The organism is Bacillus sp. JJ722 (genome assembly GCF_036963345.1).
In the GTDB taxonomy this organism is placed as follows: domain Bacteria; phylum Bacillota; class Bacilli; order Bacillales; family DSM-1321; genus Bacillus_AD.
The window spans coordinates 5,635-21,603 of sequence record NZ_JBALMO010000215.1 but is presented as its reverse complement, the minus strand read 5'-3'; the positions used below and the strand labels follow the sequence as shown (position 1 = coordinate 21,603).

Sequence of the window (15,969 nt, the reverse complement as noted above, 5' to 3'; positions counted from 1 at the left end):
GTTCGAAAAGTGATTTAAAATCACTTTTCGAACAGCCCCTTTCTAATCGAATCAACAGATTTATTACACTATTCTTCTTTCAAATAAACAATATATCCAAACTTTTTCTTAATAATGTTCCTACCTTTGTCTGCCGTTTCTTTATTGGGAAAAGTACCCGTTACCAGCCGGTATAACTGACCTTCTTGCTTAATATAAACAACGCCGAAGTATTTCTTTAAATTGGCTTGTGCTTTCTCTACTGAAACCTTTGTGTTAAAGGTACCTGTTACTAGTCGATATACCACTTCGGATTCACTCTCATTAAGAAACCAAGATAACGACTTATGACCATTCAATACATTCAAATCTACGTTTCCCTTTATACCCTCAATTTTCCCTTTATCCGTATACTGCCATAAATCACAAGATATGACGGGTTTACGTTTACTGTATCGTGGAATCCATAGAAAATCAGATTTAACTTTATCCATACCATAAGGTTTATAGAAGTGATGGCCAGTATATAATCCAACTTTATATCCTGCTGATTTACAATAATCTATAAATGCTTGCGATGCTTTCTGCAATATAGTTACCGATGGACAAGTTTGCTCCTCTACATCAAGGACTAGAAATTTTACATCCTTAGTAGCTGTTGCTAGAAAATCTTGTGCTTCCTTAATCGCATCAGATACACTCACAAAGCGAGCATAGTGATACAGCCCATAAGGTACTCTATTCGCTTTAGCACCCGCTACATTCGCTCTATAATATCTATCAGTTGTATTACTACCGTATTTAGTTCGAATGATAACTAAATCCAATTCCTTACTGGCTTTTTCCCAATTAATCTCTCCTTGATGATGTGAAATATCTGCGATTTTTTTCATAACTATACTTCCCCTTTAATTCACATGGTCTTCCCATAGCTTGTCTTCTCTACCAGCATATGTTTGTTATTAATCAATGAATGGATTAATAACTAACTTTCTAAGCATATTATAAAGTGAAACTTTAATCAGGTTCTTACTAGCGCTTAATCTCTCACTTAAAATGTCTTCGCTTTAATTTTCGTTTAGAATGTGGATCCATAGCGCCAGCTAGAACGGGATCAACTACGATACTGCAAACAAAAAATATAGTCCCACTCATTAATCTCCTAAAAGACAAAAAAGACAACCAATGATGGCTGTCTTCTCTTCCTATATGACGTCCTGGGAGGGATTCGAACCCCCGACCGACGGCTTAGAAGGCCGTTGCTCTATCCAGCTGAGCTACCAGGACACATGTAAAAACAATTCCCAAAAAAGTATTAACTTATTTTCTTTAGGACATTTATTATTATATTAAGATATGCCCTTAAAGTCAATAGGTTTCAATGTATTTTTACTCTTAATAGTCAACAGGGAGACGTTTCTCCCTGTTATTTATTATACATGAAATTAACTCAATTGATAAGTAGTGGATAAGTTTTTCAATAGGTTATCTTTATGATCATAGAAGTTAACTGTAACTTGCTTTCCTTCAATATCGAGAATAACATATGTTTTCTCAATACGTCCGCGTGGAAGCAAGATACTACCAGGGTTAATGTATAGAACACCATCATCCCCCAACATACTTCCTGCATTATGAGAATGACCAAATAAGACGATATTAGCTTGGACTTCTTCCGCTTTATAAGAAAGATTTTGTAATGTCATTTTAATATTATAAAGATGGCCATGTGTAATAAAAAAACGGAAATCTGCAACATCTTTCACTTGCTCCGTTAGAAAATCCTGTCCATAATCACAATTCCCTTTTACATAAATAAAGTTCATTAATGCTGGATCATCACTGTTTAATTCAGAATCACCACAATGGAACATAGCAACTGTTTCTTGCTCGTATTTTTCTTTTAACCTAATTATATCTTTTGACTGTCCATGGCTATCACTAACAACTAGAATTTTCACAGTATCCACATCCTTTTTAAGAAAATTGATGAAGTTCTGCTTGTAAGTTTTTCAACGCATTTGCACGATGACTAATGGCATTTTTCTCTGACGATTGAAGCTGTGCCATTGTTCGAGTTAGAGAAGGAACATAGAAGATTGGGTCATATCCAAAACCATTCTCTCCCTGTCTATCATGTGTAATGATTCCCTCAACCGTTCCTGCTACAGTGATTGTTTCATTATTTGGAGCAGCAATAGCTAACGCACAGTAAAAGCGTGCTGTTCTTTGCTCTGTGGGCACATCTTGTAATTCTACTAACACTTTATCAATATTTGCTTCATCACTCTTCTCTTCACCCGCATAGCGCGCTGAATAAACGCCTGGTCGCCCATCTAAAACGTCAATAATCAGACCTGAGTCATCAGCTATTACCATCGTATTAAACTGCTTAGAAAGGGCTTCTGCCTTAAGAATAGCATTCTCCTCAAATGTTGTTCCTGTTTCTTCTACTTCAATAGCATCCTCTAAATCAAGCATAGTAAGTACTTCATAACCTAAAGGTGAAAAGAGTGTTACAAACTCTTTTGCTTTACCCTGATTTTTTGTAGCGATAATAAGTTTCTTCACTATTATTTTCCTTCGCTTTCTTCAATTAGATTTGCTACTTCGCCAAGCGCTTCTTTTTGCGCAGCGAATAGTTCATTTACACCTACATTTGCGAGGTCAAGTAGTTCTTGAAGCTGCTTGTAAGTAAAAGTCGACTCTTCACCGGTACCTTGAAGTTCTACAAATTCACCGGCTCCTGTCATGATTACATTCATATCGACTTGTGCACTTGAGTCCTCTATGTAATTTAAGTCTAGTACAGCTCCATGTTCTTCAATTATTCCAACACTCGTTGCAGCTAGATAATCTTTGATTGGAAAGGTTGCTAGCTTCTTATCTTTATACAATTTATCAAATGCGAGTGTCATTGCCACAAACGCACCTGTGATGGAAGCTGTGCGTGTACCTCCATCTGCTTGAATAACATCGCAGTCTACCCACATCGTTCTTTCACCCATTGCCTCAAGGTCTACAACAGCCCGTAACGCTCTACCAATTAATCGTTGGATTTCCATCGTACGTCCTGTAATTTTTCCTTTAGCTGCTTCACGGATGTTTCTTTGTTCCGTTGCACCAGGTAACATGGAATATTCCGCCGTAATCCATCCTTTCCCTTCTCCTCTCATGAAATGAGGAACTCTTTCATCTATCGAAGCAGTACAAATCACCTTTGTATCTCCAACTGTAATTAATACAGACCCAGCAGGATGCTTTAAATAACCTGTTTCTATATGTATTGATCTTAATTCTGTTTTTTGACGGCCATCATGGCGCATATGTATTCCTCCTCATGTTTTAATATTAGAGGCGTGCTCTAATATAATATACAATAAATAAGAGGTGGCTAATCAGCCAACCTCTTTAGCTTCTATTATTTAGTATATCAAAAAAAACTAATTACAAACTACTACTGTTGACTTTTTCAGGACGACTTACTGGTGCTGAAAGGTCTTTACCATCTTCTGTTTTTAATGAAGCCTTACCATTCACTTGCACTTCCACACTTTCAATTCCTGTTTGTTCTGTTAATGACAGTACAAGCGCATCTAACAATCTCTGTGATACCGTTTGTTCTTTAAAGCTTCCATAAATACTTTCATTGAAGTTTAAGATAGCTTTTCCATCCTTAATAGTTGGTTCATTGACTAATTTTAGATCTGCCATAAATTCTGTAACTAGATTAGCAGAAGGATCTTGAGAAAGCTCTTTCACAACTGCTTCAGCAACACTATCTTCTGATGCACTGATCCGTTTCGTTACAGGAACAAAATAATAATTATCTTCTTTTCCTCCTAAGTAGTATACAGTCAATGGCATCGTACTTGTAATATCAGAAACAGCCGATATATCCATATTGATGCCACTCGCTCTAGAAAGCGTTTTGGATATTGGCGTTTTATTAACAGGCATCTCAGTTAACGCATGGCCATTTATTTGTAATTTGATATCTTTAACAACATCAAACTGTGTTAAAGTCCATGTGATTGCATCTAGTATTTTCTTTTCATCTTCTGCTTTATAATCCGCAAACTCAGGTGAGAAATCCACAGTAGCTAAGCCCTTCTTATTAATGTCAACATCCACTTGTGTATCTGCTGGTAGCACAGCTCTGAAACCATCTGGTAATAGATTAGAAACGGGTCCATTGGTCACCAAATGTTGCAAAGCTTGTTTGGCAACCGCCTTAGAGTTCGGTAAAGCAATTGATTGAGGTACGACGTATCCATTCTTATCAATTAAATATAGTTCGGTCATGACAGTTTGATCAAGTCCTGCATCTTGTGTCTTTACCGTTTCTTTATTGCTGTTATTTTCTAAAGAAGCACCGTCATCAACAATTGTTTCTTTTTGTGGCGGATCAAGATCTTTGTTCCCTTCACCAAATAAACCGCAACCCCCAAGTAACACAGACGATGCAAGTAAAGTTGAAACAATTGCCACATTTGTTTTTTTGGACATTTTCTTCCCTCCTGGAATAGTTTGTACTACTATGTATACGAGCTCTCCTGAGTAAATAGACCATTGCCGAAAAATAAAAAAGGCAGTCTTAAAAATGATTTCAAATCACTTTTAAGACTGCCTTTTTCGCTTTCTTGCCCTTCGTTAAAGGTTACATGAAATTTGTTATACTTGCTGAATATGTTGAAAATGCCTACGTTTGGCGCTTTTGGAAAAAGAGAAATTTCATGCATCTCCATATAATAGGACACTCCCTACGGAAGATTAATAGAATAGACATGTTGAAGATCTTGTTGCAACCATGAGGAAGCAATTCGGTGAAACATGTCTTTTGATCCTGTTGTATAAAAATGATGTTCTTGTCTTTCTTTACTATTATTTAACAATCCATGATGTTCTAAAATTACGCTTGCTTCACGAGCAGTTTCATCCCCAGAAGAAATTACCTTTACTCGTTTACCTAGAGTTGATGAAATGATTGGCCCTAGTAAAGGATAATGGGTGCATCCTAATATTAATGTATCAATGCCAGTACCTTTCAAAGGATGCAGTGATTCTGCGACTACTTTCTTCGCAATTGAGCTAGAATACTCACCACTCTCTACAATTGGTACAAACTTCGGACATGCCAAACTTACGACATTTGTATCTTTATTAATTGCTTGTAATGCCTCTTTATATGCATCACTCTTTACGGTACCAATCGTACCAATAACACCTATTTTTAAATTATTCGAATGTTTAATTGCAGCTCTTGCTCCCGGTTGGATAACACCCAAAACCGGTATTTTAAGCGTCTTCTTGATATCATCAAGTGCAGCTGCTGTTGCCGTATTACACGCAATAATTAACATCTTAATATCCTTCTCAAGAAGAAAATTAGTGATTTCCCATGTAAAGGCACGTACTTCTTCTGATGTACGCGGTCCATATGGACATCTTTCGTTATCGCCTAAATAAATTATTTGCTCATTTGGAAGCTGACGCATTACTTCTTTTGCTACTGTTAATCCGCCAACGCCTGAATCTATTATGCCTATTGGTTGTTTCAAAAAAATTCGCCTCAATCTTCCTTCATTTCTTGATGTAATTTTTGCAAACTGTGGTTGAGAGAAGAAATGTCCTCCATACTATGGCTTCCTAATACAGTTTTTAAATACGCTTGTCGCTCAGCAATTACTTCATCAATGATTCGTTTACCTTCTTCAAGAAGATGTATTCTAACGACTCTTCGATCATTCTTACCCTTTACGCGCTGGACTAATTGATTCTTCTCCATTCGGTCGATTAAATCAGTTGTCGTACTACACGCTAAGTACATTTTATTCGAAAGTTCACCAATTGTCATATCTCCATCTTCCATAAGCCACTGTAAGGCTACAAATTGTGGGGGAGTAATTGTATAATTACCAAGTAGTTCTCTCCCTTTCTGTTTCACAATGGATGATATGTACCTTAATTCTTTTTCAATAGAAGCAACCAATTGATTCTGATTCCCTGTTACCATTTCCACATCTCCTGCATCATTTCTTACAAATATTATGTATTATTTTCACTTAATTTGAAAGAAATTTCAAGCTCTGAGTCTTTCATTATTTTCCGAATTAACACCCGTTTACATAAAGTGAAACTTTAATCGGTAGGGATGTTCGTCTATCCCCCCACCGATTATTAGGTGAACCAATCGGGTTCTTACTGGCGCTTAATCTCCCGCTTAAACATCTTAGCTTTTACTTTCATTTTGAAGTGGAAGTCTTAGCACCAGTTAGAACGGGATAAAAAAGAAGCAGAATAACACACCATAGATTATAAAATCTATCCAATGTGTTTTTTCTGCTTCATGTGAAAAAGGTATTTCAAAAAAGAACTTTCCGTGTGCAAACATCCATAAAAAATGTATGCTATAAATGAAGTTCTCCCATACGAAGGAGCTCAACAACCGCTTGTGAGCGACCTTTAACTCCTAGCTTCTGCATAGCATTCGAAATATGATTCCGAACGGTTTTCTCGCTTATAAACAATTCACCAGCAATTTCTTTAGTTGTTTTATCTTGTACTAACAACTCGAATACTTCTTTTTCTCTTTTTGTGAGTAGTGGCTTATGAGTGAATTCATTCTCCTTCAAGTATTGTAACCCTCCTTGCATTGACCAGCTGTAACCTAGGAATGGGTATAGATTTAGTCAAAATATCTTATGTTAAATGGGGGTAGGAAGTGACGAAATTCCGCACTTCATTTTATAATTTATTAATCATTCTTCCTGGCTTCTCAATAGAAAGAATTTCTTATTATGCAAAGATTAATTGTACCCAATAATACAATAAGAATAATGTTAATAAAGTCGATATTGGAATAACAATTATAGAAACATTTAAATAGTCTTTCCATTTCACTTTTATTTGATTTTCCCGCAAAATATACATCCAAATTAAAGAAGCTAACGTTCCTATTGGTAATAATAACGATCCCATATCACTTCCTATAATGTTCGCAAGATAAATCGTCTTTAACGTAATAGGATCTAATCCCATCTCTGTTAAAGTAATAGTACCAATCATCAGTGCAGGATGATTATTAAAGAGGTTGGATAGTACAGAAACTAGTCCTCCCATTATAAAGCTTGCTTGAAACAGTCCCTGATTGACAATTGGCTCGAAAAGACGAACCATTAAATCCGTTAGCCCAGTATTGTGGAGTCCATAAATGATTACATACATCGAGAAAGCGAAGATTAAAATATGCCAAGGTGTTTTCTTTAATATATCAATAGGGTTTGTCCCCAAGTGATACCATCTCCATAACAGTAAAACGAATGAGCCAAGTACAGCTACTAATTCAATAGGAACTGAAATATAAGATGCAACAAACAATAAACACCTAATAACAAAAACAAACAACAAAATTTTCAACATTAATCTTGTACGTTTCCTCTTTGTTTCCACAGTGAGCTTTCCTTTAAGAGGATGAAACTGTTTGGTAAAAAATGTTTCCTCTATATCAAAGGCGCTGTTCGGTAGCCTCTTAGGTAACTTACGCTTCACTACTAAAAACATAAGATAAGACATAAATAATAATCCCAGTGTCGCAGGGACAAACATCATCGCTGTATGCATGTAGAGGGACATATGAACAATCTTCAAAGCGATTAAATTAACAATATTACTTACACCGATTGGAGCACTAGATGCCGTTGCAATTAATGCGCCACTTAAAAGATAGGGAATTTGCTCATGTGGTTTTAAACGAAGATTTCTTAGAAGTAGTATAAGAATTGGAGTAGTTATTAAGATGCTACCATCGTTATTGAATAATAACGTCATAAGAAAGCATAGCAATTGAATATACCAATATAATCGATATCCCGATCCTTTAGCTAATTGCGCTAGACGAGCAGCAGCCCAGTGAAAGAAACCAAAACTCTCCAATATGACGGCCATAACAATCGTCGCCATAATGGTTACTGATGCTCCTCCTATTTTGTTTATTATATCGTAAATATCATCTAGTGATACAATTCCTACTATTAATATAATCACTGCTCCTACAGTGGCTGGAACTGCTTCATTTATCCCTCCTGGTCTCCAAAAAATCACAATCATTGTCATAATAAAAACGAAAATGGCCATTCCTATTTCAAAGCTCATAGTTTTCAACCTACTTTTATTTTTTTCATAAGACAGGCCCCCCTTACTTGTCTTATTCACTATATTTATATTCATCTCTCTTAAAAGTGACAGGATATCCCCCCTCTTTTCACTAAATATACGATTATCATTTTAATGAAAATCTCTATTCATGACGAAAAGATAGCGAATAAAAAAGCTTATAGCTTGCTCAATCGAGCTTCAACTATAAGCTTTAAAACATATCATTCTCTTTCTATAAATTGTGTGTAACGATCCTGTCAAATCTATCTTTCGCAAAAACAAAGTTACTTCTCAACGCAAACTTGCGATTGATAAATTGCCTTTATCTCCTCTGTCCAAGCTATAGATTTACCAGTCGTTCTCGAAATCTGAACGACTGTACCTCGACCAGTGAACACAATTTCTCCATCGCCTCTTCTTCCCATATAGTGAAGATCTACCGATGAACTACCAATTCTATCAGCTTTTACATATAGTAAAATTTTTTCATCATAGAATACTTGTTTCAAATAATCACATTGAACATCCGCAACGACAATCATTGCTTCATTATTAGATTCCATCCACTTCTTCATTAATCCTAAATGCTTAAAATACTCAATTCTTGCTAGCTCAAAATATGCAATCGGAACTGTATTATTTAAATGTCCGAACATATCAGTTTCTGAAAAACGCACCTTAACAGTATGAGAGAACTGAAAAGTTTGTTGCCATAATTCCATGTCGTCAATATAAGAAATTCTAGTCATGTCAAATCCTCCAATTTATATAAATAATCATATTATAAGATTTAAATAGTTTGTTTCTGGAGTCTCTACTTATATGTCTTTATACTGAAACAACGGGGTTAACGAAAGATTGCAGTTCTATAGATGCGGTTTAGATTATGAGTGGCACAATACGAATGCTGATAACTTTTCTTTTTTTAAAAGCCCCCAGCGGTGCTGAGGGCTTTTAATATTAATAGTTATTGTCACTACCAAAAAAGTTTTTAAACGATTGAATAGTAGTTTCACGATTTAGTGAAGCGATAGAAGTTGTTAAAGGAATACCTTTTGGACAAGCTTGTACACAGTTTTGTGAATTACCGCAGTTAGCTAATCCTCCATCTCCCATAATAGCTTCTAAACGATCTGCTTTATGCATTTCTCCAGTTGGATGTGCATTGAATAAACGTACTTGTGAAAGTGGAGCAGGTCCCATGAAATTAGATTTACTATTTACATTTGGACAAGCCTCTAAGCATACACCACAAGTCATACATTTTGATAATTCATAAGCCCATTGACGCTTCTTCTCTGGCATACGAGGTCCAGGACCTAAATCGTAAGTACCATCGATTGGAATCCATGCTTTTACTTTTTTCAGAGAGTTAAACATACGAGTACGATCAATTTGTAAATCACGTACAATTGGGAATGTACTCATTGGCGCTAGTTGAATTGGTTGTTCCAACTGATCAACTAGTGCTGTACATGATTGTCTTGGTTTACCATTAATAACCATAGAACATGCACCACAAACTTCTTCTAGACAGTTCATATCCCAGATAATCGGTGTTGTTTTTTCTCCCTTTACATTGACAGGATTACGTCTAATTTCCATTAAAGCAGAAATTACATTCATATTAGGACGATAAGGAACTTCAAATTCCTCTGTATAAGGGGAACTCTCCGCATTATCTTGACGAGTAATAATAAAGCGAACTGTTTTTTGGTCAGCCATAATCTAGTTTCCCCCTTTTAATGAGATTTTGTATAATCGCGTTTACGTGGTTTAATTAACGAAACATCTATATCTTCATAGCTAATTTCAGGTTTTGCATTATGCCCTGTAAACTTAGCCATAGTTGTTTTTAAGAATTCCTCATCATTACGATCTGGGAAGTCTGGTTTATAATGTGCACCACGGCTTTCGTTACGTCCATAAGCACCTAAAGTGATTACACGTGCAAGTTGTAACATATTATCTAACTGACGAGTAAATGCCGCACCTTGATTACTCCATTTAGATGTATCATTAATGTTAATTTTCTTATAACGCTCCATTAACTCTTGAATTTTCTCATCAGTTTGTAGAAGTTTATCGTTATAACGAACAACTGTAACATTATCTGTCATCCACTCACCTAGTTCTTTGTGTAGAACATAAGCATTTTCATTACCATCTAATTTCATGATGCTATCCCATTTTGCTTCTTGCTCTTTAACATGACGATCAAATACAGAAGAAGATACTGCATCACAGCTTTTCTCTAATCCGTTAATGTATTTGGCAGCATTTGGGCCAGCAACCATACCACCATAAATAGCTGATAGTAATGAGTTTGCTCCTAAACGGTTCGCTCCATGTTGAGAATAATCACATTCTCCAGCAGCAAATAGTCCAGGAATATTTGTCATTTGATTATAATCAACCCATAGTCCACCCATTGAATAGTGAACAGCAGGGAAAATTTTCATTGGTAGTTTACGAGGATCATCACCAGTGAACTTTTCGTAAATTTCAATAATTCCACCTAATTTAACATCTAGTTCATGTGGATCTTTATGAGAAAGATCTAAATAAACCATGTTTTCTCCATTAATACCTAGTTTTCCATTTACGCACACATCAAAAATTTCACGTGTTGCAATATCACGAGGTACTAAGTTACCATACGCAGGATATTTCTCTTCCAAGAAATACCATGGCTTTCCATCTTTATAAGTCCAAATACGTCCACCTTCACCACGAGCAGATTCACTCATTAAACGAAGTTTATCGTCTCCAGGAATAGCTGTTGGGTGAATTTGAATCATTTCTCCATTTGCATAAGAAACGCCTTGTTGGTAAACAATCGAAGCCGCTGAACCAGTATTAATTACAGAGTTTGTAGATTTACCAAAGATAATTCCAGGACCACCAGTTGCCAAAATCACCGCATCACTTGAGAATGATTGAACTTCCATTGTTGTTAGGTTTTGCCCAGTTATTCCTCGACATATACCTTCATCATCAACAATTACACCTAAGAACTCCCAGCCTTCGTATTTCGTTACTAGACCAAGAGATTCGTATCTACGAACTTGCTCATCTAAAGCGTATAATAATTGCTGACCAGTTGTTGCACCAGCAAATGCTGTTCTGTGATGTTGAGTACCGCCAAAACGTCGGAAATCTAATAATCCTTCTTCTGTACGGTTGAACATAACACCCATACGATCCATCATATGTATAATCGATGGAGCAGCTTCACACATTGCCTTTACAGGCGGTTGGTTCGCTAAAAAGTCTCCCCCATAAACTGTATCATCAAAGTGAATCATAGGTGAGTCCCCTTCACCTTTTGTATTCACGGCACCATTAATTCCGCCCTGAGCACAAACTGAGTGAGATCTTTTAACAGGAACTAATGAAAATAGTTCAACTTGTTTGCCTTCTTCCGCAGCCTTAATGGTTGACATTAATCCCGCTAGTCCACCACCGACTACGATAATTTTACCTTTACTCAATCTTACTCACTCCCTTTAAGTTGCGATCTGTTTACTACTTCAAATGTTGCTAAACTTCTAGTAAATTTACATATAGTCAATCTACTAGTTTATACAAACGCAAGTAGAGCTCTTACGCCAACAATTGATAATAGAACAAAAATAATCATTGTAACATATGTTGAAATTTTTTGAGAACGTGGAGATACTGTAATTCCCCATGTAATAAAGAATGTCCAAAGACCGTTAGCAAAGTGGAAAATTGCTGAAATAACACCAACAAAATAAAATGCTAAGATACCTGGATTTGAAAGGATTTCCGCCATTCTGTCATAATCTAATTCTGTACCTAATGCCTTTTGAATTCTTGTCTCCCATACATGCCAAATAAGGAAAATGAATGTAAGTATTCCAGTTACACGTTGTAATAGGAACATCCAGTTACGGAAGAAACCATATCTTCCTACATTCGGCTTTGCTGTAAATGCAATATATACCCCATAAATTGCATGATACAAAAGTGGTAAGAAAATAACAAAAACTTCTAAAACGATTAGAAACGGTAAACTCTCCATAAAATGAACCGCTTTATTAAACGCTTCAGAACCTCTTGTCGCCATGTAGTTTACGGTTAAATGTACCACTAAAAATAAACCTACTGGAATTACTCCCAATAAAGAGTGCAGTTTGCGTTTTGCAAACTCATTATTCCCCGCCATCATGTACCCCCCTTAAAGTATAAGTCTTTTGTTACTAACGATACGCAAACTAAAACGATTGTACCGCTAGTTCAATACAATTGCTAAAACCAATCTATTTAAAAAAGTTATAGCCATACGGAATACTCTTGTCAGAAAATTAGACAAAAAAATCAGATAATCGCATATTTCGTGATATTCTAACAATTGTATGACAAGTTCATTTTACCCCCTTCCAGTACCTCCGTCAAGAAAACGGATACACTAAAAGTTATTGAAAACAAGAAAAACTTCTATCCACTAAAGAGTTAAATAAAACTTGCAACAATTGAATAAAGACATACTTTATAGGCCTATCTCCTATAAATATGACACAAAATTCGGATTATTCAACTATAATACTCATCACACTTACACGATTTTACAAATTTTTTATTCTATAACCATTCCCCATATTATAACAATATTATTATTTTTGCCACTTTTATAACTTGATAGTTATATAAAAATAGAAATCATTCTCTATTAAATATTGCAAAGAAACAGTTCTAGATAATGATAAAATTGTATATAATGAAATTTAGAGAAAGAGGGGTACTACATGTCAAAAGATCAAACGATGGAAACAGAGCAACCTAAAGAGTCAGAAATTGAAAATGTTTCTATTTTCAGTAAGGAAATATTAAGAGATATTGTACTTCCAGATCTACTAGGGAAAGATCATTCTCAGATTCTATATTGGGCTGGTAAACAATTAGCAAGAAAGTTTCCATTAAGCAATATGGAAGAAACAATAGAATTCTTCACAAATGCTGGTTGGGGCACTCTTGAGGAATTAAAAAGTTCCAAACATGAAGCTGAATATATACTGCACGGCAATTTAGTTACAAGAAGATTTGCGTTAAACGAAGATTGCGAATTTCAATTAGAAGCTGGGTTTTTAGCTCAACAAGTTGCGTTGCAGAAGAAACGCGTTACGGAAGCTGCAACTGAACATAAAAGAAAAGCTAATAAAGTAAAGTTTCTAGTAAGATGGGATACTAAAGATTCTATTGAATAATAGAAACCACCAAAAGAAAAACAGCCTTCATTCAATAGGCTGTTTTTCTTTATAGCAATTTATTCTTGTAACTTCTTTATTAGCTCAGTTGCAATATTTTGTGGTATTCCAATTGATATAAAATCTTCAAAAGTTGCCTCTTTCATTGCTTTCAAAGAACCGAAATGCTTTAGCAAAGTTGTTTTACGTTTTGCTCCAATACCAGATATTTCATCTAATTTTGATTGAAACGTATTCTTTCCTCGTACTTGGCGGTGGAAAGTAATCGCAAACCGATGCACTTCGTCTTGGATTCGTTGTAGCAGATAAAACTCTTGGCTCTGTTGATCCAGCGGTACAATTTCTAATGGATTTCCCATAAGTAGATTAGATGTACGATGCTTCTCATCCTTCACTAACCCAGCGATAGGTATATTAAGTCCCAGCTCATTTTCTAGGACATCGCGTACTGATTCAATATGACCTTTACCTCCATCAATGATGATTAAATCTGGTAGAGCTAACCCTTCCTTTAAAGCGCGCGTATAACGACGTCGCACCACTTCTCTCATAGACTCATAATCATCTGGCCCTTCTACAGTCTTAATCTTATATTTACGATATTGTTTCTTATCTGGCTTACCATCGATAAAAACAACCATTGCTGAAACAGGGTTCGTTCCTTGAATATTTGAATTATCAAATGCTTCAATTCGATGTGGTGTATATATACCTAGTAGCTTACCAATATTTTCAACAGCTTTAATGGTACGTTCTTCATCCCTCTCGATTAAGAAGAATTTCTCTTTAAGAGCATTTTTTGCATTTTTATTTGCTAGCTTTAATAAGTCTTTCTTTTGTCCACGTTGAGGTTGTAATGTTTTAATTTGCAACAATTCTTGAGTTAGATCAGCATCAACGGAATATGGAAGTAATACTTCCTTTGGTTTAATATGATTGTCTTTATCATAGAATTGTCCCAAGAAGGTAAGAAATTCTTCTTCGGGTTCATCATATACAGGAAAAAGTGATACATCTCTTTCAATTAACTTCCCTTGTCGAATAAAGAAGACCTGTACGCACATCCACCCTTTGTCAAATGCGAATCCGAATACATCACGATCTGTGAGGTCTGAACTTATCATTTTTTGCTTTTCCATTATGGTCTCTATATAGGCAATTTGATCACGATATTCCTTAGCTCTTTCAAAGTCCAATTCCTCAGCTGCGGCCGTCATTTTCTCAGCAAGGTCATTCTTTATCTCTTCATAACCACCATTTAGAAATTTAGTTATTTGAGTCTTTATTTCTTTATACTGACTTTCCTCTATATTGTATATACAAGGTGCTAGACATTGACCGATATGATAATATAAACAGACTTTATCTGGGAGATTCGTACACTTTCTAAGAGGATAAATCCGATCCAGTAGCTTCTTTGTTTCATTAGCGGCACTTGCATTCGGGTATGGTCCAAAATATTTCCCTTTCCCCTTCTTCACTTTACGCGTAATGATTAGACGTGGATGTTTTTCATTCGTAAGGAGGATAAAAGGATAGCTTTTATCATCCTTCAACATTACATTAAATTTCGGATCGTATTTCTTAATTAAATTCAATTCTAATAATAGAGCTTCTATATTGGAAGAAGTAATAATATATTCAAAGTCTTCAATTTCATTAACAAGACGTAGCGTTTTTCCATCGTGTGATCCCGTAAAATAGGAACGAACTCGGTTTTTTAACACTTTCGCTTTACCAACATATATAACCGTTCCTTGTCGATCTTTCATGAGATAACAGCCTGGTTGATCTGGTAATAACTCAAGCTTAGCCTTTATCATTTCATTCACCCGTTTCGCCCCCTTCTTTATGCCGGAACTTTTGTTCTCTTTTTATTATACAATAGAAAAACCATTACAGTCTTTTTTAATTGATGCATTTACTACTTGTTTTATTACCAATTAAAAAAGGAGTCATGCGGCAGGCATAAGATTAGACCCCTCTCAAAATATTTTACTTTCCTAATCTGTAAAAAAAGGTCATCCATTATAGGATGACCTTTTCATTGCTTATATATTAAGCGTGTTTTTTTACTAATTCAGCAAGAGCTTCTTTAGGTTGAAAACCAACTACTTTATCAACGATTTCTCCGTCTTTAAGAAGGATTAATGTTGGGATGCTCATTACGCCAAATTTACCAGCTGTTTCTTGGTTTTCATCTACATCCACTTTAACGATTTTAACTGCATCGCTTAATTCACCATCTAACTCCTCTAATACTGGAGCAATCATTTTACAAGGTCCACACCATGGAGCCCAAAAATCAGCAAGTACTAAACCTTGAGAAGTTTCATTTGTAAAAGTTTGATCCGTAGCATTAACGATTGCCATACGAACGACCTCCTAAATAATTCTAAAATCCTACTGATAGTATAACACTGTTACAATCAAAGTTACTAATGATTTGTTCAATAGAACCTTATTGTATCATACCCGTTATTACAAATCATAATCAAAAAAAACAAAAGCGAAAGTCGCACCCGTTCAGCGCCGTATGAGACTTACGCACTTCGCACGAGATAAAGGAAACACGAAGAGCGGAGCGATTCGATTGTCTAGC

At 35.6% G+C, this 15,969-nt stretch carries 17 protein-coding genes and 1 tRNA gene; 1 reads left to right on the top strand and 17 read right to left on the bottom strand.

The annotated features are described in order from the left end of the window. Positions 1–68 precede the first annotated feature (68 nt). The 15 genes from V7014_RS21530 to V7014_RS21460 all read right to left on the bottom strand — a co-directional run bounded on the left by V7014_RS21530 (position 69) and on the right by V7014_RS21460 (position 12,328). Positions 69–872, bottom strand: a complete 804-nt coding sequence (locus tag V7014_RS21530) for a GH25 family lysozyme (RefSeq protein WP_335510181.1) — start codon at positions 870–872, stop codon at positions 69–71. 320 nt (positions 873–1,192) lie between these two features. Then, a tRNA-Arg gene (locus V7014_RS21525) sits at positions 1,193–1,266 on the bottom strand. 158 nt (positions 1,267–1,424) lie between these two features. Next, the gene (locus tag V7014_RS21520) at positions 1,425–1,940 is read right to left on the bottom strand and encodes a metallophosphoesterase (protein ID WP_335510178.1); all 516 of its coding nucleotides are present in this window, start codon (positions 1,938–1,940) and stop codon (positions 1,425–1,427) included. A 16-nt stretch (positions 1,941–1,956) separates the two neighbouring features. After that, entirely contained in the window at positions 1,957–2,550 is a 594-nt protein-coding gene (locus V7014_RS21515) for an XTP/dITP diphosphatase (protein WP_335510176.1), read from the bottom strand. A 2-nt stretch (positions 2,551–2,552) separates the two neighbouring features. Further along, positions 2,553–3,305, bottom strand: coding sequence for a ribonuclease PH (rph, locus tag V7014_RS21510; RefSeq protein ID WP_335510174.1), 753 nt, complete (start codon positions 3,303–3,305; stop codon positions 2,553–2,555). Between the two features lie 121 nt (positions 3,306–3,426). Continuing rightward, positions 3,427–4,488 (bottom strand): GerMN domain-containing protein, encoded by a 1,062-nt coding sequence (locus tag V7014_RS21505; protein ID WP_335510172.1) that lies wholly within the window; start codon positions 4,486–4,488, stop codon positions 3,427–3,429. A 29-nt stretch (positions 4,489–4,517) separates the two neighbouring features. Beyond that, positions 4,518–4,727, bottom strand: a complete 210-nt coding sequence (locus V7014_RS21500) for a hypothetical protein (RefSeq protein ID WP_335510170.1) — start codon at positions 4,725–4,727, stop codon at positions 4,518–4,520. 15 nt (positions 4,728–4,742) lie between these two features. Next, positions 4,743–5,540 carry a glutamate racemase gene (racE, locus tag V7014_RS21495; RefSeq protein ID WP_335510168.1) on the bottom strand — a complete coding sequence of 266 codons (798 nt, stop codon included), beginning with the start codon at positions 5,538–5,540 and terminating at the stop codon, positions 4,743–4,745. Positions 5,541–5,551: 11 nt separating this feature from the next. Next, positions 5,552–5,995, bottom strand: a complete 444-nt coding sequence (locus V7014_RS21490) for a MarR family winged helix-turn-helix transcriptional regulator (RefSeq protein ID WP_335510166.1) — start codon at positions 5,993–5,995, stop codon at positions 5,552–5,554. A 394-nt stretch (positions 5,996–6,389) separates the two neighbouring features. Further along, the gene (locus tag V7014_RS21485; protein WP_042345475.1) at positions 6,390–6,614 is read right to left on the bottom strand and encodes a helix-turn-helix domain-containing protein; all 225 of its coding nucleotides are present in this window, start codon (positions 6,612–6,614) and stop codon (positions 6,390–6,392) included. Between the two features lie 163 nt (positions 6,615–6,777). Further along, on the bottom strand, positions 6,778–8,133 hold the full coding sequence (locus V7014_RS21480; protein ID WP_335510163.1) for an arsenic transporter: 1,356 nt from the start codon (positions 8,131–8,133) through the stop codon (positions 6,778–6,780). 287 nt (positions 8,134–8,420) lie between these two features. Then, positions 8,421–8,885, bottom strand: a complete 465-nt coding sequence (locus V7014_RS21475) for an acyl-CoA thioesterase (RefSeq protein WP_335510161.1) — start codon at positions 8,883–8,885, stop codon at positions 8,421–8,423. Between the two features lie 211 nt (positions 8,886–9,096). After that, entirely contained in the window at positions 9,097–9,861 is a 765-nt protein-coding gene (gene sdhB, locus V7014_RS21470) for a succinate dehydrogenase iron-sulfur subunit (RefSeq protein ID WP_335510159.1), read from the bottom strand. A gap of 17 nt (positions 9,862–9,878) precedes the next feature. Beyond that, the gene (gene sdhA, locus V7014_RS21465; RefSeq protein ID WP_335510157.1) at positions 9,879–11,630 is read right to left on the bottom strand and encodes a succinate dehydrogenase flavoprotein subunit; all 1,752 of its coding nucleotides are present in this window, start codon (positions 11,628–11,630) and stop codon (positions 9,879–9,881) included. Between the two features lie 89 nt (positions 11,631–11,719). Then, on the bottom strand, positions 11,720–12,328 hold the full coding sequence (locus V7014_RS21460) for a succinate dehydrogenase cytochrome b558 subunit (RefSeq protein WP_335510156.1): 609 nt from the start codon (positions 12,326–12,328) through the stop codon (positions 11,720–11,722). Positions 12,329–12,908: 580 nt separating this feature from the next. On the opposite strand from V7014_RS21460, the gene V7014_RS21455 reads away from it, so the two are divergent. Further along, positions 12,909–13,367: a YslB family protein gene (locus V7014_RS21455; RefSeq protein WP_335510154.1), complete on the top strand. Its 459-nt coding sequence runs from the start codon at positions 12,909–12,911 to the stop codon at positions 13,365–13,367. A gap of 59 nt (positions 13,368–13,426) precedes the next feature. Here V7014_RS21455 and uvrC read toward each other — a convergent pair whose 3' ends face one another. Together uvrC and trxA are read right to left on the bottom strand one after the other, a co-directional pair. After that, positions 13,427–15,199 (bottom strand): excinuclease ABC subunit UvrC, encoded by a 1,773-nt coding sequence (uvrC, locus tag V7014_RS21450; RefSeq protein WP_335510152.1) that lies wholly within the window; start codon positions 15,197–15,199, stop codon positions 13,427–13,429. 226 nt (positions 15,200–15,425) lie between these two features. Beyond that, the gene (gene trxA, locus V7014_RS21445; RefSeq protein WP_335510150.1) at positions 15,426–15,740 is read right to left on the bottom strand and encodes a thioredoxin; all 315 of its coding nucleotides are present in this window, start codon (positions 15,738–15,740) and stop codon (positions 15,426–15,428) included. Between the last annotated feature and the right edge of the window lie 229 nt (positions 15,741–15,969).

Bases quoted from the DNA above. Each gene is read 5' to 3' on its own strand.
- V7014_RS21475 (WP_335510161.1), bottom strand. From the start codon at position 8,885: ATGACTAGAATTTCTTATATTGACGACATGGAATTATGGCAACAAACT.
- V7014_RS21490 (WP_335510166.1), bottom strand. From the start codon at position 5,995: ATGGTAACAGGGAATCAGAATCAATTGGTTGCTTCTATTGAAAAAGAA.
- sdhB (WP_335510159.1), bottom strand. From the start codon at position 9,861: ATGGCTGACCAAAAAACAGTTCGCTTTATTATTACTCGTCAAGATAAT.
- trxA (WP_335510150.1), bottom strand. From the start codon at position 15,740: ATGGCAATCGTTAATGCTACGGATCAAACTTTTACAAATGAAACTTCT.
- V7014_RS21505 (WP_335510172.1), bottom strand. From the start codon at position 4,488: ATGTCCAAAAAAACAAATGTGGCAATTGTTTCAACTTTACTTGCATCG.
- V7014_RS21460 (WP_335510156.1), bottom strand. From the start codon at position 12,328: ATGGCGGGGAATAATGAGTTTGCAAAACGCAAACTGCACTCTTTATTG.
- V7014_RS21530 (WP_335510181.1), bottom strand. From the start codon at position 872: ATGAAAAAAATCGCAGATATTTCACATCATCAAGGAGAGATTAATTGG.
- V7014_RS21500 (WP_335510170.1), bottom strand. From the start codon at position 4,727: ATGGAGATGCATGAAATTTCTCTTTTTCCAAAAGCGCCAAACGTAGGC.
- V7014_RS21455 (WP_335510154.1), top strand. From the start codon at position 12,909: ATGTCAAAAGATCAAACGATGGAAACAGAGCAACCTAAAGAGTCAGAA.
- rph (WP_335510174.1), bottom strand. From the start codon at position 3,305: ATGCGCCATGATGGCCGTCAAAAAACAGAATTAAGATCAATACATATA.
- V7014_RS21480 (WP_335510163.1), bottom strand. From the start codon at position 8,133: ATGAGCTTTGAAATAGGAATGGCCATTTTCGTTTTTATTATGACAATG.